Here is a 20368-nt window from a genome sequence, read left to right as displayed (position 1 = left end):
CATAATCATCACTCTTTACCGGACGAAATCACCGCAAATGTGACTCAAATGTAATGCACATGCTCTATAGTTATGTATTAGTAAATTAGATAATTACTAATATAACAATTATTAGCAAAATAGCGCTCAGGATGTGTGATGATGAACATGGGATCTGCTTGGACAAAAAGCAAGGCCTTACCTTGCCTGTTATTTTTATTAACAGTATTTAGTTTACATCTAGCGGCTGCTCCTTGGGATGATAAAGACCCTGCCGAAGTAGAAACGATTCTCGACCAAAAATTTGCCGAAGGTAAATACTCCTCAAAAGGCGCTGATACTTGCCTAATGTGTCACAGAAAGAGTGCCAAGGTGATGGCGCTGTTTGACGGTGTACACGGTAATACCAGCGTCAAGGGCTCTCCGATGGCCGATCTGCAGTGCGAAGCCTGCCATGGTCCATTAGGCAAACACAACCGAGGCGGCAAAGAGCCAATGATCACCTTCGGTGCTAACTCACCAGTTCCGGCCCAAAAACAAAATAGTGTCTGCATGAGCTGTCATAATGATGACAAGCGTATGGCTTGGAGTGGTAATCACCACGACAACGCCGATGTCAGTTGTGCCAGTTGTCACTCGATCCACACCGGACACGACCCAATCAGTGATCGTAAAACAGAAGTCGAAGTTTGTACTTCATGTCACACCCAACAGAAAGCCGACATCCATAAGCGCTCTTCTCACCCGCTGAAATGGCAACAGATGGTGTGTAGTGATTGTCATAACCCCCATGGAAGTTTAAGTGACTCTAGCCTCAAGCAGATGAGTGTGAATGAAAACTGCTATTCATGTCATGCAGAGAAACGCGGTCCAAAGCTGTGGGAACATTCACCTGTCACGGATAACTGCGCCAATTGCCATAACCCTCATGGCAGCGTGAATGAAGCCATGCTTATCAGTAAGCCACCTCAGCTCTGTCAGAGTTGCCACGCTTCTGATGGACACACATCGAACGCTGTTTTCGCTAATCAGAAGAATGCCTTCAATGCGGGGCAATCCTGTATGAACTGCCATAGCCAAGTACACGGCTCTAATCATCCATCCGGTAAGCTACTGCAGCGTTAAGAGGGAATAGATAATGAAAACACATATTATGAATACCCTAGCGCAACACACGATAAAAATGAGCTTAGTTGCCATCGCCATGACGAGTGTTTTTTCCCCCGCAATAGCCGATGGGTACGGCCTAGCACAAGTTAATCGTACCAGTTTAAAACTTGAGAAGTGGCAATGTAAGCGTTGCAAGGTTTCAACTGACACCCAAGGGAGTATCGGCGTAGGACTTGCCTATAATGATGGCTCAGATCCTCGGTTCGGTAATACTTCTGGAACAGACAAAGACGGACTCGTCGGCCACTTAGATGCCGATGTGACGTTAAAAGGCGAATCAGGCTATCGCACCGAAATTGCAGCGAACAAGCTAGGTTATGACAACGGCAGTGCAACGCTGACCACCGGCAAGCCCGGGCAATATGAAGTCGCTTTCGGATATCGAGGTATCGCTAATTACGATACTAACAGGGCTCTGACACCTTATATGGTTAACAGTGATGCTATGCTTCTCCCCGAAGACTGGCAAACTGGTGCCACTACTGGACAAATGATTTCGCTAATCGATAGCGTCAGGCAAGCTGAGCTTATGACCCAGCGTGATAGCCTGACCCTAGATGCACATTATAAAGGTGATTTCTATAAAGCTGAGCTGGATTACCAGCACCAAGAGCGCTCAGGACAAGGTGCCTTTAGTGGTAACTTATTAACAAACAGTGCCATGTTGGCACAACCTATCGATGACTCCATCGATAATCTAGGCGCAAAAATCTACTTCAATGGCGATGGTTGGCTTGCGGGCATAGATACCATGCTTAGCCGCTATAATAACGATCATGATGCAATAAGCTGGGATTCAGCATTTAGCCCAACCTTTGGTGCGGCTTATTCGGGTCAAAGTGCTACGACACCAGATAACAAGGCCTACCGAATAGCGGGCAATGCGCAATTTAGCGACAATGGCCAACAAATTTTAATGCACACAGGTTTCAGTCGCTTCACCCAAGAACAAACATTCCTACCCGCTACAATTAACGGCCCTTCTCCTGACTTACCTTCAGCGAATTTAAATGGTCAAGTCGATATGATTGAGATGACCATTAAGTATTCGGGGCGCATAACCCGTGAATTAAGCTTACGTGCCAGTTACGACTACAAAGACAGGGATAATAAAACTGAAGTGAATGACTACCCTCAGGTGATCACCGACAGTTATTTTAGCGGGGCAGCAACAAATCCTGAATATGATCGCACACGTCAAAAGGCCAAGCTTGCCGCTAAATACAGATTTAGCCGTAATGTCTATCTCGATGTGGGTTATGAATATGATCATAACAATTATAGTGATTTGGACAGAGAAACCATACACGAGTCCAGCCTATATGGACGCTTGAGCTACCGACCTTCTCACGCTTGGTCATTTGGGTTTAAAGCAAAAGCGCAAGATAGAAGCGGTAGTGAATACAAGCCGGTCAGTAGAACTGATAGTCCCAGCAATCCATTACTGAGAAAAACCTACCTTGCAGATAGAGAACATCAGGAATATAAACTCTCGGCAAATTACACTGGCTCTGCATCTTTCTCTGCCTCAGCGAATCTACATTTAAGCCAACAAGATTATACCGATACCCAGATAGGCTTAACCGATGTCGACACTTCCGGTTATGACATTTCTGGCCAATACCTGATCGATGAAGACCTCAGTTTCAACGTTTTTCTCAATCAGGACTGGCGTGATAGCGAGCAAGCCGGCAGCAGCAATTTCAGTGCTCCTAACTGGTACGCAACTGCTGATGAGCAATCCACTATCGTAGGCCTTGGGATGCTGTATCAAAACCTATTGGATAAGCAGTTATCTCTGGGGGTCGACTACAACTATTCAGATGGCCAAAGCGATACCGAGGTCACCCAAGGCTTGGCAACCCCTTACGGCGCATACTTCTCCACCAGCCATAATGTGAATGCATTCGCCGATTACCAAATGAGTGAATCAATAGGTATACGCTTTGACTGGATTTTTGAACAGTACCAAGATGCCGATTGGAGTAACCAAGGGATGAGCGTCGACTCCATCCCAAATGTATTGATATTTGGTGATCTCAGCCATGACTACAATGCGCATTACTTCGGGGTGACATTGAGCTACCAGCTATAAACATTAGCGATAAACATCAGATTTAAACGACTTATTAATAGCACGTTTTTTGGGAAAGTCAGTGTGTGAGCATGTTCCAAGGAAGAGATGATGAAACTAATTACAAATCTAATATGTGTATTTGACATGAAAAATGCAGCACCGCTTATCCTTGCTTTACTGTTAACGGCTTGTGGTGGTGATGACGGTGAGCCCGGTAACTCAGGAGAACCCGGCGGTCCTCCTGCTACCGATATATCTTCACTTAACGTCGAGGTTAATGAAGTCATTTTTACTCATGGCGTAGCCACGGTGAATTACAGCGTCAACAACCAAGACGATGAGCCCATCGTCGGCATACCTAGCTCAACGTATATTGCAGCTCAGCTTCTTCCCCAAGGTTTTACCAATGCCGGAAACAGCAGTCAGTGGCAATACTTTACCTCTGAGAGCTGCACAAGCAGCTGTACAGGCGAGCTTGTCGATCACAAGAATGGAAAGTATTCCTATACTTTCAGTGCTGCTTTCGATGGCATGAATGAGATGAGCTATTTGCCAGGAGCCACCCAACGCATAGTCATTAAGATTGGCGGAGATAGCTTACCTGACGGAACAGCATTACCAACAACTAACCAAAATTTCGATTGGCAAGATTCAGGTGAAGCCGCCTACACTCGTAATTTGATCACCATGGAGACATGTAACACCTGTCACAAGGATCTCGCTTTTCACGGTAGTAAGTACAACGAAGTCGAAACTTGCGTGACCTGTCATAGTGAAGGAAAAGTGAGTAGCAATGACAATATCTTCCCGCAGATGATACACGGTAAACATTTAACCGGCTTCCCAGGCTCCTTGGCAGATTGTCAGACTTGTCATGCCAATGATGAAACATTGACTGAAAATATGAACTGGGCCCGTGTGCCAGGTATGGAGGCATGTGGTTCATGTCATACCGATATCAACTTTCCTGCAGGTGAAGGGCATCCAGCCCAAGTCGATAACAGCAATTGTGTGGCTTGTCATAATCCCGATTGGACCATGAGTGTACATAATGATGGTGGTAACGATGAGGCATTAGCACAATTTAATGCCCAAATAACCGTTGCTAGCCTCTCAGGCACGACTGTCACTTTTTCACTAAGACTCTCTAACCCTGTCACTGGGGAGGTTTACACAGATAGCGCTGATAAACTTAACTTTGTGGCTGATTTACGCGTAGTAGCTAACTGGGGAACAAGCTTTGATTATGCCACTCGTTCGGCAAAATCAATCAAGTTACAAGAAATACCGCCAAAGTCAGGCAGTGCAGGTATCTACACTTATGACATTACTGACCTAACAGTTCCATCGGGAAGCGAATCAGACCACGGAACCTTAGCTATTCAAGGTAAACTTTGTAGCTCAGAAGGAATGCTTGGTGATTGCGCCAATGAACAATTTTCAAGCGTTAATATAAAATCCAGCCATCAATTCTTCTCAATCGCTTCTATATCGGATGAAGGCAGACGAATTGTTGTCACTAATACTACCTGCGGAAGCTGTCATGGCGATCAAGCCCTCAATTTTCATGGTTCTCGTAACGACCTGGAGCAACAATGTCAGTTATGTCATAACAATAATATGATGGCTGATGCCAGTGCTGTTAATCCCTCGATTGCAACCGCAGACTTTAAGCATCTTATTCACGGTTTACATAGCTCACAACGTGAAGGTTTTGAAGATCTTAATTATCCAGGTCAAATAGGTGATTGTGCTCAATGCCATACCAGTAACGATACAGGAACCCTAACTGCAGCACTGCCGCTGAGTAACGCTGTACAACCCCTTTCAATTGACAATGGCACATTCACCAGTGCTACCGCTGCAATATGTAGCGACTGTCACTCCAGTACAAATGCCGCAAATCATATGACTCAGCAAGGCGCTGTATTTATGGGGACCGAGGAAGATGCAACTTCTGGTACAGAGAGCTGTGCAACCTGTCATGGACAAGGGGCTACAGCGGACGTACTGACAGTCCATCCAATAAAGTAGCAATACAGAATGAATACAAAGAGTGAGGCACTCAATAAACTCTGTCAGATAAAAGAGTGAGTGCCTCAACCCGAGATGATGTATAGATAATGGAACGCAACTTATGGATATCAAAAGAAAAGGTTCGAAGCTAAGCGTTATCGCACTGACCTGCTCTGCCCTACTACTAGGCTGTGGAAGTGATGGTAAAGACGGTGAAGATGGACAAGACGGAGAAGTCGGCTTCTCAGTTAGCCAAGCCAATGAGCTAGTCACTAACATTAGTGCAGTCGACATTGTGGATGGTGTAGTGACAGTCAGCTTCAGTGTTGAAAATGCCAATGGTGTCGCCATCACAGACTTTGATACCTATGAAGGCGTCGACACATTAGGCATGGGGATAGCCAAGCTGCTTCCTCAAAGCGGCAAAGGTTATAAAACACCCCAGTGGATCAACTATATCAATAATATGGTCGAACCGGTTTCCGAGAATATTCCCGCCGGATATGAAGAGATGGCAGGGCCTCAGATCCAGCCATCTCTTGAGGGAAGTTGTAAACAAGAGTGTGTCGAGAAGATTTCTGCGGGTGAATATACCTATACCTTCCAGCTCAACCTCAGTGCAGTTGAATCTGTAGGTGATTTAGACCTGACGTTTGATACTAGCCTAACTCATAGGGTCACCATGGAGATGCGCGCCGATGGCGACATCAAGAAGCTGGTTAATACCCATTATGACTTTTTACCTTCATCGGGTGAGATGGTCAGTGCAGAGGACACGCGCACGGTCGAGTTTTTAGAAGACTCCTGTTTGCGCTGTCACAGTGATAATTATGGTCACGCCTGGGCACCAAAGCTCATCATGCATGGTTCAAAACGTTACGCCATCGAAAATTGTCAAATGTGCCATACCAGCTACGCGGGCGATCCAGAAACGGGGGCCCCTATCGACATGGGCTACATGATTCATAAGATCCACAAGTCCGAGTATTTTATGGTGGGCTATGGCGGTAGTGTCCATGACTACCAAGATGTCACCTTCCCTGCCGATATATACGATTGCCGCACTTGCCATATCGAAGGCGAAACGGCGCCAGCCGATGCTGCAAACTTTAAACATCACAGAGCACTCGCTTGTGGTTCATGTCATTCCGATTCAAGCGATCCCGCAGTAATAAAATCTGAAATGCATGATAAGTATCAACCCGACTATGCTTGTAGCACCTGTCATGCCGAGCAAGGCCAGGAAGGTGCAGGCCATCATATGACCGATGCGATAGCAAAAGATAATGCCAAAAACAGCTACTCGGCTAGCTTAGTGCCAGGGTCAGTGTCGATAGCAACGGATATGATTAGCTTCGATGTAGAATTCAAAGATAGCTCACTAACGACCACCGTAATGAGTCCCGATGCCGATGCCCGTATCTCATTGAGCAATCTCTATTTTGGCTTTGGTAATGACATAGACTTTGGCTCAGGAACACAAAAAATAGACTTACGCTCAATGACTCCGACATCGGTCAGTAATGGGGTATATCGATATACAAGTGCAACCTCGTTAACGCCTGATGAAAGCCAAGCAGCCACTGGTGTTGTCTCTACTAAGATGTGCGTCGATAGAGACAGTCTAATGGGGGTAAATTGCGGCACAGGAACCCATGAGTCTATAAACCCAGCAGTGATCACCGGTGAGCTTGTCGCGTTCAATCTCAATGGTGATACTAGCGTGATGGCCAGAAGAGTGGTTGTCAGTAACGACACCTGTGCCAATTGCCATGATGAGAAGTTTATCGGTAAGTTTGGCATCGGCTTCAAACACAGCGGCAGTTACAGCAACTTCGAGGGTGAGTGTCAGATGTGTCATAACCCCACTCGTTCAGGCGCTGACTCGAAATCGATTATCGATCATATCGACTTTAAAGTCCGCATTCATGCACACCATGCCAGCAAGCGCTCGACTCAAGATCCTGTGACCTTCCCTGAGCATTATGGCAACTGTGCAGTCTGTCATGATAAGGGCCAGCTAAAGATGGATGGCTTGAGCGCTATGGTCGCGACACCTTCAACGGACTCAGTACTTGGAGCTGTTGAATTCTCACCTATCGCGGCAACCTGTGTCAGTTGTCACGGCGTAAAAGACTCTTTAGTGGCGCATATACGGGCTAATGGCGGCGCAGCTAACGACACCAGAGGGAGTTATGTGCCTGGCAGTGAAAGCTGCGCAACTTGTCACGCCGAAGGTAAAACTAATGGCGTCGATGCGGTTCATCCAACTCAGTATTAGATACATTTAGCTACGAGCTACGAGCTACGAGCTACGAGCTACGAGCTACGAAAATAGTTTAATTGAGCAATCTGAAGCAGGAAGTAAACCTTCCTGCTTTTTATATCTAAAAAGTAATACTCTAACATTCACTATTTAGATACCTGACATCTCAGGCTAAGAACACCACCCAATAGCAACGAAATATCAAATAACCCACACTAAACCTCTGATAAATATTTAGCCTCTTCCACGAGTGTTTAGCTTATCCGATCCTTAAGAACGGCTGAAAACCCCTCTTTCACCTACCCCTAAAGAAATAGTCAGACCTAGTTCACATAAACTAGCTAAAACAACTGCTAAAAATTCGCTGCTTAGTTAGCCTTACCAAGGGAAATAAATTCCACACACTAAGTTGCTGTTTAACAACAAGTTGATAATGAGAATTACTCTTATATATCGCAAAGCTTATAAAGCAAACGCTTAAATAGTGACTCAGTGATGATTAAAACTATTGCAGGGAATAATCATGATGAAAAAGTTCAACTCTTTTAATCTAAAAAAGAGTGCAGCAGCCAAAGCTGTACTCAGTGCAGGGATACTCTCTCTTGCACTTGCTGGTTGCGGCAGCGACGGTAGTGATGGTGAAGATGGCAAGCCTGGTCCTATTGGCGTAAATATAGACTCGGCTAAGAGTGTCAATGCGATATTTACTAATGCTGCTGTCGAAGCGGGCATAGTCACCGTCGACTTCACTCTTGAAAATGATAATGGTGTTGCCGTTCTCGGCCTGACTAAAGATCACGATCTGCGTTTTGGTATCGCTCAGCTTGCACATGTTACCGAAACCATGAACGACAAAGATGGCGTACCCACAGAATACGACCGTGGTTACCAATGGCAAGCCTATATCAATGCTGAAAAATCACCTAACCCGGACTGGGTTCCTGAAGGTGAATCAGATATTAACCCAACGAATCAGTTCCAGGCTAATGTAGAAAAAGCCAGTGATTGCGAAACCTGTTTTGTTGATAATAACGATGGGACATATACTTATTCCTTCCAACAAAATATTGGCAACGTCACAACGCCTGTTGAAGTCATTTACAACGCAGACTACACTCAACGTGCCACATTGGAACTTGAGTTACCTAGCTTTGCTGCAAATGCAAATTATGATTGGCAGCCATCTACTGGCACCACTGACGGCATTCAAACTCGTGAAGTCGTTTCTATCGAAACCTGTTACACCTGTCACCAACCAGATAGCCTAGAGTTCCACGGTGGGCGTCGAATCAATCTTGAAAACTGTGTATCTTGTCATACTGCGACTTCAGGCGATCCTGAAAGTGGTAACAGTGTCGACTTCACCTATATGATCCACGCTATCCATAAAGGAAATAGCAGAACAACTTATAGCCCTGACTCACCTGACGCTGATGAGAATGGCAATATTCCAGCACCTTACAAGGTTATAGGATACGGTGGTGGCGTTCACGATTACGGTAAAGTGATGTTCCCTCAGGGACCTGCTGCTGACTGTACCTCATGTCACGTCACAGGCGAAAATGCACCAGTTAATGCGGACTTATTCGAAGCCAATCAAAGCAACCAAGCTTGTATTGCCTGTCACACGACTATGCCTAAGGCATATCACGATCCAAGCAACGAAAACTGTATGTCTTGTCATATCGAAGAAGGCTATGCACGTAGTGCTAAAGAAGCTCACGGCGATATCATGAAAGCCTACAATGAAACCCAAGAGATGAGTGTACAATTCTCTGAAATTGGTGTTGATAGCGATGGTAAGTTCACAACCACAGTTCAAGTGCTGGGTACTGATGGCCTGCCATTAGCTGCAGAGTTTGTCGATACTGGTTCTCGTATTGTAATGGCTTGGGACAGCGATAAAGACTTCCCTTCATACTCTGAAGCTTCATATAGCAAACGTCGTATGAAACTTAGCGAAGGCATCTATGACGCTGCAGCTAATGCATGGGTGATGACTTATGCTGGTATCGACCTTCCTGCCGATGCAAGCGGAAAAACGTTTGAGCTTTGGTCTGCACTTAAAATTTGTTACAACAATGGTGGTTATGGCCGCCCTGTCGTGGAAATGACAGATTGTACAACTGAAGGTGTTCGCAAAGTTGAAGTGAAAGATGAGCCGTTCCATTTTATTTGGAGTGACACAGGTGCAGACTTAGACACAGCTCCTATGGCGCGTCGTGACATTATCGACCCAACTAAGTGTGCAGGTTGCCACAATCAGGAGATTTATCACTACAACAATGGTGTGAATTGCCAGACATGTCATACATCAGACAAGACCACTAAAAGTAATGCGAGTGAGCAGTACCCTAATGCTAAGAAGCCAACCAGTTTCGCTTACAAAGCACATGAAGCTGAAGGACATTACCTGAAATATGCAGGTGTTGGTTCGAGTACTGTAGTAAAAACCGATTGTATGACCTGTCATACTGATGACGGTATTCAACTTGGCCGAGCTCCAGAGCGTACATGGCGCTACGGTGACATGTTGACTGGAGAAGACATGTGGGTCTCTTCTGATGCGGGTTCATGTATGAGCTGCCACCAGAAATACCTCAGTGATTCTGGTAAATCTCACATCGAAACAAACGGCGGTATCTTAGATGGTATCAGCGCTGAAGACGTTCAAAATCGTGCGAAAGAGACCTGTTCAACTTGTCACTCTCCAGAGAAGTTAATGGAACTTCACGGTAACTAATCAGCGGCAAGCACTAACTAAATATGATGAATTAGCACTCGCTCTCTAGCCGTTAAACCATCATTTTTTATACCCAAAGGGAGGCTTAGCCTCCCTTTATTTTATCTGCGTAAGTAAAAAAAGAAAATATTAAACACTTACCATACATAACATCAACTTAACTGAGAATAGTTATCAACTAACCCGCTCATTTATTGATCTGGAATAGCGTTTCCCCCCTGTCTAAACTACCACTTTATAAATAGGCGGATCTTGGTCACACATTAACACCTGCTTTGCAGATTTCACCCCCCTATTACGTTAGCCTTCCCCTAGGGAATTATATTTCCAGCATCGACTTAAGTAGCACTAATAATGAAATCATCTAAATGATAATCGGTTAGCTTAGCTGACCAAGCACTTGAGCCAATGTCAAACCTATGCAGGGAAAAAATGATGAACGTGATAAATAATAAGTTTGTGCTGCTATTGGCAGCAAGTGCTGTATCTCTAGCCTTAACCGGTTGTGGTGGCAGTGACGGTAATAATGGTGATGACGGCAACCCAGGCGGTCCAGCTGCCGATGTAGTTAATGTACTCAACTTAGATGTGACTAAGGTGACTTACCAAGACGGCATGCCAACCATTGAAGTCTTCGCCACTAACGAAGAAGACCTTCCGGTTGTAGGTTTAAAAGACTTGGAAGTTAAAGCCGTTGCCCAGCTTCTCCCACAAGGTTCTACCGGCGCTGGTGACAGCGCTCAGTGGCAGAAAATTGGTTCTGAGAAAACCTTTACCGACCACAAGAATGGCAACTATAGCTTCACCATTGAGGTTGAAGGCTATAATTCAGAGCTAACTCAAAGATACAACGTTATCGCCAGTGCATCGACACTGCAAGATGGCGTAACTTCTGTACCACGTACCGAGCTTTCAGAAGATTTCTCAGGTGACGGCTACCAAGCGCTTTATACCAAAGACATAGTTTCAACTGAAACCTGTGCTTCTTGCCATGCTGCAGGAGAAGCAATTTATCACAGCTACACTTCAGCAGAAACCTGTGCATCTTGTCATACCCAAGAGTGGGCCGAAGGGCGCGGTAAGCCAGAAGTGGCCTTCACTCACCTGGTTCACAACGTACACAACTCAGCCAAAGGCTATAAAGCTGACAAAGATACTGGTGAATTCACTAAAGATGCAGAAAAAGCGCACGCTTTGCTGCAAGACAAGTGTCAAACCTGTCACATTGCACCTGAAGAAGGTAGCAATGAGCTAAGTGAATGGGGCAACTGGACGCGCGTTCCAACCATGGAAACCTGTACAAGTTGTCACGTTAACATCGACTTTAAAGCCGGTGAAGGTCACTCTCAGCAAAATGACAACAGCAACTGTATCGCTTGTCATAACGCAAGTTGGACAGAAGAGCTTCATATGGGTGGCTTCGTTGAGAAGAAAGCACTTATCGACCAATATGGTATGGAAGCAAGCCTTACTGCGATAGCCACAGACTCAGGTAGCGATACCACACTCAGCATTACCATTACTGGTGCTGACGGCGCCGCAATAGATGCTGCAACATTATTGACTAATATTGAGCAACTGGAATCTATCACTAACGTGGGTCCTAACTTCCCGATAATGGGCTACAACCCAAGCCCTGGTAATGGTGAGCATAAAGTGCTTATTAATCTAGTTAAAGATGGCACCCTCGATGAAGCAGCCTCTATTGTTGATGGTAAATTTGTCACCACAATCGCTAACCTTCCTTACGGTGAAGTCGGCGCAGATACTGATACAGCATTTAGCTTTATCGGCCTGACCTTATGCAACGACGGTACTGATCTGCTTGCCTGTGGTGAAGGCGTTGATAGCACATCAATGAAAGCAGAGCTTGCCCACGGCACACTTTCTGGTGAAGCACCGAGTGTACGTCACACAGATTCAGTTAACTTTGCAGCTTGTGAAAGCTGTCATGGCACCGAGTGGGAGCTACATCAAGAGTACCATGCAGGTTTCGTGATGACAGAGCAGCTAGGCCGCATCAACGAAGCGGGTGAGATGATTGTTGGTGTTGATGGCTGTGTCGCTTGTCACACTCCAGATGGTACTTACATGAGTGGCGGCAACAAAGGTGCACTCGAGATGAAACTTCACTCAGTACATAGTTCTGGTGATTACGGCATTATTTCAGGCATGACCTGTAGTCAGTGTCATAACGACTTCAACCTTGATGCTTTCAAGGTGAAAGGTGCGTTAGCAACCTCATCAGGCAAATACAGCACACCTATCGCGGCAACATGTAGCTCTTGTCATAGTCATAGCGATAGCTTCAAGCCACACGCTGAAGGTCAAGGTGCCATCATCGACGGTTCCTATGAAGCCGCCAACGATGCAGCCCAACTTGAAACCTGTTTCTTGTGTCACAACCCAAGCATCAATGATCACACTTCGGTGAAGATGTAATTTGCTCAACTCTTAACGATAAATAGAGAGTTTGAAAGGGGGAGTCCTCTCCCCCTGCTTTCAAGCGAATTTGTGCAGATTAGGAAGCCAAATATGAAAATCATTAATACACTAAAATCTGTTTCACTGTCAGTGCTCCCCGTACTGCTAGTGTCAGCAGTCTTGTCTCTCGGTATGACTTCTGTCGCTCACGCGTCAAAGTGGGATGCCAAGATGACTCCCGATGAAGTCGAAGCCACATTAGATAAGAAGTTTGCCGAAGGTAAATACTCCCCTAAAGGCGCCGATTCTTGCTTAATGTGTCACCGTAAATCTGAAAAAGTGATGGATCTGTTTAAAGGTGTCCATGGCTCAATCGATTCAAGTAAGAGCCCTATGGCTGGTCTTCAATGTGAAGCCTGTCACGGCCCTCTTGGTAAGCATAACCGCGGCGGTAACGAGCCAATGATCGCCTTCGGTCCAGACTCGACTCTGTCAGCCGAAAAACAAAACAGTGTCTGTATGAGCTGTCACTTAGATGATAAGCGTATGGATTGGAATGGTGGACACCATGACAATGCCGACGTTGCTTGTGCTTCTTGTCACTCCATACACACAGATAAAGACCCTGTTTTGTCTAAAAACACCGAGATGGAAGTCTGTACTAGTTGTCACACCAAGCAAAAAGCTGACATGAACAAGCGCTCAAGCCACCCGATGAAGTGGGCCCAAATGGTGTGTAGCGATTGTCATAATCCACATGGCACTTTGAGCGACTCAGATCTTGTAAAACCTACGGTTAACGAGACATGTTACTCCTGTCACGCCGAGAAGCGCGGCCCAAAACTGTGGGAGCATGCACCCGTAACTGAAGATTGTGTCGCTTGTCACAATCCACACGGTTCGGTGAACGAAGGGATGCTGAAGACTCGTGCTCCTCAGCTTTGTCAGCAATGTCATGCCAGTGACGGTCATTCCAGTAGTGCCTACATGGGCAACACAGATCAAGGCTCAACCGTAGGTGGCAATGCATTCACTGGTGGTCGCAGCTGTTTGAACTGCCATAGCCAGATCCATGGTTCTAACCACCCATCTGGCAAGCTATTTCAGCGCTAAACGGAGTCGAGAAGATGAAATTCAAATTAAATTTAGTCACCCTCGCCCTACTTGCTAATGCTGGCTTTGTCAGCACGGCAATGGCAGCTGGCGGCTATGGTATTCAAGATGCGAATACCGACAAGGTTAAGTTCGACAAGTGGGCGTGTAAACGCTGCGTTGTCGAAACTGGCGTTAACGGCACTGTCGGTGTCGGCATGGGCTATAACAATAGCGATGATATTCGCTCTGCCAACGCCTTCGCAGCCGAAAACGACTTAGCGGCTAAGCTAGATGCAGATCTGAAATATGTTAGCGAATCAGGTTACCGCGCCACCATAGAGGCCGATAACCTCGGCATGGAAAATGGCCGTTTAGATATTAATGCCGGTAAATCCGGTCAGTACAACCTGAACCTTAACTATCGTCAGATTGCCACCTATAAAACAGACAGCGCCATGTCACCTTATCAGGGCGTTGGTGGAGACCATCTAACCCTGCCAGATAACTGGCAGACGGCAGGTTCGAGTCAAGATATGACTCAGCTATACAGCAGCCTGAACCCTATGGAGTTATCACTTAAGCGTAAACGAGCCGGACTTGGTTTCGACTATACGTTTGATGCTGATCCGGGTGAGGAGTTATGGACCACTTATCTAAATTATCAACGTGAAAATAAGACCGGACTTAAGCAAGCTTCTGGTAGTTTCTATAACCAGTCTATGATGTTAGCTGAACCCGTCGATTACACCACAGATACGGTAGAAGCAGGTATAAAGCTTAAAGGTGACAACTGGTTCACAGCACTTAACTACTCAGGTTCGAGCTTTAAAAACCAGTATAGTCAGCTAACGTTTGATAACGCCTTTAACCCAACGTTCGGCGCGCAAACTCAAGGCACCATGGCATTAGATCCTGACAATGAAGCTCATACGGTTTCATTGATGGGCCGAGTCACTGCCGATAAGACTATCTTGAGTGGCCGCGTTCATTACGGACAAATGACCCAAGATCAAGCGTTTGTCACCTCTGGGTACGGTTACCAGATGCCAGCAGAATCCCTCGATGGTCGCGTCGACATGACAGGTGTGAACTTGAAGCTAGTCTCCCGCTTAAATCGCAGCGTGAGTATTAAGGCAAGCTATGATTATAGCGATCGTGACAACAAGACTAACGTTGAAGAATGGACGCAGATAAGCATAGACTCAACAACAGGGCAAGCTGCCTATAACACGCCCTATGACATCACCACACAAAGGGCTAAATTAAGTGCCAACTATCGCATCACTCGCGGTATGCGACTCGAAGCGGGTTATGATTACCGCCAGGATGACCGTAGCTATCAAGATAGAGAAACCACCAACGAACACACACTCTGGAGCAAGTTCCGTCTGAGTAAGTTCGAAAACTGGGATATGTGGATCAAGGGTAGCTATGGCGAGCGTGACGGTTCTGAATACCAAGCATCAGAGTGGACTTCAAACGAGTCTAACGACCTGCTACGTAAGTACAACCTAGCAGATCGCAAACGCACCATGGTTGAGGCTCGTATCACTCACAGCCCTACCGAGGCGTTGACTATCGACTTAGGTACGCGATACGCACTGGATGACTATAACGACACCCAGATTGGTTTAACTGAATCTAGAGATCTTAGTTATGATGTCAGTGCAAGTTACCTGATCAACGATGATATGACATTGACGGCATTTTATAACCGTCAGAACATAGAATCAGATCAATCAGGTAGCACTAACTTCAGCACGCCAAACTGGTTTGGTGTGGTTGAAGATCAGGTCGATGTGATCGGTGCAGGCTGGAGTTATAACAACCTGATGGAGAAAAAGTTACGTTTAGGCGTAGATTACACTTATTCAAATTCAGACAGTAATACTCAGGTCACCCAAGGTGTCACCGGAGATTACGGCGACTACTATGCCAAGTCCCATAACATCAACATCTATGGTCAGTATCAAGCCACCGAAAAAATGGCGCTTCGCTTAGATTATAAGATGGAGAAATACCAAGATAATGATGCTGGCAATGAGATAGCACCTGACGGTATCTGGAATGTAGTGAGTTTTGGTTCAAACAGCCACGATTACACTGCCCACCTCATAATGTTGAGTATGAGTTATAGGTTGTAAAAACTCGGGTAGATTATAGATGAAGCTCAAACAGCCAACTCTATGACCTACCACAGCCCACCTCATAATGTTGAGTATGAGCTATAGGTTGTAAGAAGTTCCGAGGGCCTAGGGCCTAGGGCCTAGGGCCTAGGGCCTAGGGCCTAGGGCCTAGCTAAAACATAAATGCCAGCTGCTATCTTATTAGTCGCTGGCATTTTTATTTTTTAAAACTGTCTCACATCGACATTAGCGTCACTGTCTCTAGCTCGAAAAACTGGCTTACAAACCTTGCAAGTATTCACGCAATAGATGAGTCATAATGATTCGATAAACAATGACCTCATATAATGAATGAAACCATCTGATAAGTTCCTGCAGCTCAAAGCAAAAATCTCAGCCTGTAACTTATGTCAGGCTGAGCTGCCTTTGCCTGCAAAGCCTATCATCCAAATCTCGCAAAATGCCAAAATATTAATTGCTGGCCAAGCACCAGGCATAAAAGCCCACGAGAAAGGAGCGCCCTTTCACGACCCCAGTGGTAAACGACTCAGAGACTGGTTAGGTGTAACAGAGGAACAGTTTTACGATGCAAACCTGTTTGCCATAGTACCTATGGGATTTTGTTTTCCCGGCACCATAATCAGAAATGGTAAAAAATCCGGCGACAAACCGCCCATGCCATTATGTGCGCCGATCTGGCGTCAAACCTTGTTTGAAGAGTTAGCCCATATCGAGCTGACTATCATTCTAGGCCAATATGCCATCGACTATCACCTGAATAGTAAACAAGGAAAAAATAAGCTGTCAGTGACTCAGGCTGTGATGAACTGGCAGGAGTATTGGCCAGCAAGCATCGCCCTGCCTCATCCAAGCCCGAGGAATAATATCTGGCTTAAACGCCATCCAGAGTTTGAGGCAGAGGTCATTCCAAGACTCAGAAACAAGGTGAAAGATATATTAACAGTTCAGGGTTGAGCTAAATGCTTAACTTGAAACGAATCACTCCACAGACTAGGCCCCTCATACTATTATCTTAAATGAGTAATAAACATCCACTCACCCAACAAAACCTCTAGGCCTTAGCTAAACTTAATTTTAATAACACAAGATCTGAGGTCAATTTGTGAGTGACATGCTAAGTCCAACACGTGCTCCTTACCCTTACTCATCTATTTTAGAGCTAGAGATAGAGGAGATCGACTGGCAAAGATGGCAGCGGCTGGTAAACACTGTCGCCGACATGTTCCATGCTCCGGCTACTTTCATCAATCAAGCTAATCTCAAGGGCATCGAAGTCATCATAGCGTCACAAAAACCAGAGACACATTATCAACCGGGGAGTGTCGATTTAGACACTAATATCTATTGTCATCACGTAGTCAAAAACTCGATCGAGCTCTATGTTAAAGACGCCAAGCTCGATCCCCAATGGAGCAATAACCCAGAATACACCGAAGATAACTATGTCTCTTACTTAGGCTTACCTATCTCCTGGCCCGATGGCAGCATTTTCGGCACCCTGTGTGTGTTAGACACTAAGGCCACCGATTACCCTGAAACCTATATCAATGCGCTTGGAGTCATTAAAGAGGTGATCGATAGTGACCTTCGTCATCTGTATAAAGAGAATCAACTGCTGACACTCAGCTATACCGACCCATTAACACAAATCTATAATCGACGTGGCTTCGAAGACCTGCTTCTCAGCACTCAAGACTTAGCCCAGAGACTCAACCGGCAACTTATTTTGCTTTATTTCGACCTGGATCATTTTAAAGAAGCCAATGACATTTTTGGCCATGAAATTGGAGATGACATCTTAAAAGTCTTCGCAAAAACACTGAAAGTGAACAGTCGAAGCTGTGACTTAGTCGCCAGGTGGGGCGGCGATGAGTTTCTGGTATTGATTCATGCTGAAAACGAGCACTGTGTCGAACTGTTCAATCACAGAATGGCTGAGCATTTATCGGCTTGCTCCTTAAAAACTGAGATAGAATACTCATTCGGTTATGCCGTGCTCAAACCTGGTGAAGAAACCGATCTCGAATCATTGTTAAAAATTGCCGACGAATACATGTACCAAAATAAACTTGCTAAGAAATCTCAGTCTTAACTCGAGATTCAGAAGACCCATAATATTGATTACATCGGTAAATACCATAAATGTTAGATTCAACAAGATATATACCTTGATGTAATACCTGTAACACATATAAAATTACTGCATATGGATTAGTTTAGACGGAACTTAAGTTTATGGCATCAGTAGTATCTTCTCGCCTGGCACAATTTCACTTACCTCGGTTATTCACCCTATTATCAATCAGTGTGCTCACGGCATGTAGCGGTGGCGGCGCAAACTCCACAGCAGAGACAAATGGAAATTCAGGCAACAGCAGCACGTATCAATTCAATGCTGATTTCATTAACCTTATTCCTAATACTCAATTAGCCACTAAAGTCGATCTCTTCTATGAGCATATCGGCATAGATGAAGTTGAAATAGCCTCAAATATCGATTATTTAGAGCGACAAAGAACATCTAACTTTGGCTGGACTGGCCTAACTCAAGCCAATTTAAGCTTCACAGTAAAAGACGCGCTCAATAATCAGTCTTTGCTCAGCACAAGCACCATGACTTATAGCAATACTCAACAAGACCTGTTCCTACTTGCTACAGGTGAGAAACCTACGACTCAAGCCGTGTCACTTATCCGCATCAACAAGCTCGAAGGTGAGCAAGCCAGCTATCGCTTGTTTCACGCTAACGCCTTAGAGCCCCGCAGTATCGATATCTATAATGCTGATGCACAAACCGCTATTGCCCTCAACTTGGCCTTTAACCAAGTGTCTGCGCCTATTAAATATGATCAAAATCTGGCTGAAGTTAATGTCTTCGCTATTCCCTCTGGCACAAGCCCGGATTACAGCAACACCAGTCACTACTTGTTACAAGCCGTTATCACACAAGAATCGAATGACACTCTGAGTGTACTTGTGGCCAAACCTGGAACAACATCTAGCTGGCAAATAAATCACTATTTTGAATAGCGTTATTTATATCACCGTGAAATAAAAGCCCCAGCTCTTGTTTGCCCCCAGTCTTTGGACAAACAAGAGCGGTAAATAAAAGTATCGGTATAAAAGTTTGCCATATCTCATAGTTAGCCCTTCCAAAATACCTTAAGCTAATAGAAACACCTTCGAGACGCTAAATGTGTATTTTCTAGATCCCAACCTAGCCCAACAAATTGTTGAACGAACCATGAAAATTATCCATCACAATATTAATGTGATGAATGATAAAGCTGTCATCTTAGGCTCGGGCGATCCACACCGTATCGGCTCCACTCATGAAGGTGCCCTGCTGGCGATTAGCCAGAATCGAAGTGTTGTAATTAATTCAGCCATGGCGGCTAATCTTCATGGGGTAAAAGCAGGTATTAACTTACCCTTACATTATAAAGGCGAGATCATTGGCGTTATTGGCATCACAGGTGAACCTGAAACCTTAAGAAACTACGGTGAGCTACTTAAAATGACCGCCGAGATGATCGTCGAGCAAGCCAACTCCTTAGAGCTTGCTCAATGGCAATATCGTCAAAAAGAAGAGTTTATTCTTCAACTGATAAAATCAGACACTGAATTTTCGCCTCAAGTTAGAGACTGGGCCCTACAACTCAATATAGAGATAGACGCCCCTCGTGTAGTCGCGGTGATTCAAGTCCAGGGTGATGAAGAGCAAACCTCAGCAAACTCCTTACTCAAAAAAGTGCTCAACCTATTGGAGACCCCTTCACGTGGTAACTTGGTCGCCATGACCTCTATGACTGAGTTGGTGATCTTAAAGCCCGCGTTTCTTGATGGCAACAAGTGGGACCCGCATCTTGAGAGCCAGCGCATCGATCAGCTTCTCACCCGTATCCCAGAAGAGTTGAATGTCAGATTAAAGATTGCGCTAGGCCATTTTTTCCCCAGCCCTGCCGATATAAGCCGTTCCTACACCACAGCCAGAGAAACCTTAGCCTTAGGTCAACAGCTCAGACCCAATGAAAGTAAATACCTCTATGAAGACTTTTCACTACTTGTATTACTCTCCGGACTCAGAGGAGACTGGCGAGGTAGAGAGCTGACCACGCCCTATCAATCACTCGTCGATGCTGATAAAAATGGTCAACTCAGTAAGACCTTAACCGCTTACCTGCAACACTTCGGTGATCTACAGCAGTGTGCTAATGAACTCTTTATCCATAGAAATACCTTAAGATATCGCCTGGATAAGATCCAACAACTGACTGGCGTCGATATTCAAACACTCGATGGCCTACTTCAGCTATATCTGGGCCAGGTATTGAGTAAACAGTAATTTGGCCTTCGAATGAAGGCTGATTACATTTTTTGTTTAGTTCATTTTGTTTTGCTTGTTCCTTCTCATCATTCCGGTAGAGCTTTTGAGCCGGAATCTGACCTCC

The 20368-nt window shown here is 45.3% G+C and carries 12 protein-coding genes; all 12 read left to right on the top strand.

All coding sequences use genetic code 11. The features are described from left to right. The first annotated feature begins 141 nt into the window (after positions 1–141). Entirely contained in the window at positions 142–1104 is a 963-nt protein-coding gene (locus FS373_RS02270; RefSeq protein WP_407695668.1) for a DmsE family decaheme c-type cytochrome, read from the top strand. A 13-nt stretch (positions 1105–1117) separates the two neighbouring features. Continuing rightward, positions 1118–3244, top strand: coding sequence for an MtrB/PioB family decaheme-associated outer membrane protein (locus FS373_RS02265; protein ID WP_152828974.1), 2127 nt, complete (start codon positions 1118–1120; stop codon positions 3242–3244). A gap of 126 nt (positions 3245–3370) precedes the next feature. Continuing rightward, positions 3371–5260 (top strand): OmcA/MtrC family decaheme c-type cytochrome, encoded by a 1890-nt coding sequence (locus FS373_RS02260; RefSeq protein WP_227992511.1) that lies wholly within the window; start codon positions 3371–3373, stop codon positions 5258–5260. A gap of 103 nt (positions 5261–5363) precedes the next feature. Next, positions 5364–7523, top strand: coding sequence for an OmcA/MtrC family decaheme c-type cytochrome (locus tag FS373_RS02255; RefSeq protein ID WP_152828972.1), 2160 nt, complete (start codon positions 5364–5366; stop codon positions 7521–7523). A 508-nt stretch (positions 7524–8031) separates the two neighbouring features. Next, on the top strand, positions 8032–10251 hold the full coding sequence (locus tag FS373_RS02250) for an OmcA/MtrC family decaheme c-type cytochrome (RefSeq protein ID WP_152828971.1): 2220 nt from the start codon (positions 8032–8034) through the stop codon (positions 10249–10251). Positions 10252–10683: 432 nt separating this feature from the next. After that, on the top strand, positions 10684–12693 hold the full coding sequence (locus tag FS373_RS02245) for an OmcA/MtrC family decaheme c-type cytochrome (RefSeq protein ID WP_152828970.1): 2010 nt from the start codon (positions 10684–10686) through the stop codon (positions 12691–12693). A 93-nt stretch (positions 12694–12786) separates the two neighbouring features. After that, complete coding sequence (locus FS373_RS02240; protein WP_144047295.1) at positions 12787–13788, top strand: DmsE family decaheme c-type cytochrome; 1002 nt, start codon at positions 12787–12789, stop codon at positions 13786–13788. A 14-nt stretch (positions 13789–13802) separates the two neighbouring features. After that, entirely contained in the window at positions 13803–15914 is a 2112-nt protein-coding gene (locus FS373_RS02235; RefSeq protein WP_152828969.1) for an MtrB/PioB family decaheme-associated outer membrane protein, read from the top strand. A gap of 333 nt (positions 15915–16247) precedes the next feature. Continuing rightward, positions 16248–16871: a uracil-DNA glycosylase family protein gene (locus tag FS373_RS02230; RefSeq protein WP_144047297.1), complete on the top strand. Its 624-nt coding sequence runs from the start codon at positions 16248–16250 to the stop codon at positions 16869–16871. A gap of 157 nt (positions 16872–17028) precedes the next feature. After that, complete coding sequence (locus FS373_RS02225; RefSeq protein ID WP_144049045.1) at positions 17029–18009, top strand: GGDEF domain-containing protein; 981 nt, start codon at positions 17029–17031, stop codon at positions 18007–18009. 143 nt (positions 18010–18152) lie between these two features. Further along, positions 18153–18947, top strand: coding sequence for a hypothetical protein (locus FS373_RS02220; RefSeq protein WP_152828968.1), 795 nt, complete (start codon positions 18153–18155; stop codon positions 18945–18947). Between the two features lie 166 nt (positions 18948–19113). Next, positions 19114–20262, top strand: coding sequence for a sugar diacid recognition domain-containing protein (locus tag FS373_RS02215; RefSeq protein WP_322619452.1), 1149 nt, complete (start codon positions 19114–19116; stop codon positions 20260–20262). Positions 20263–20368: the final 106 nt, after the last annotated feature.

The sequence above is a fragment of the Shewanella sp. YLB-07 genome, from assembly GCF_009377275.1.
This window is presented reverse-complemented; position numbering and strand designations above follow the sequence as displayed.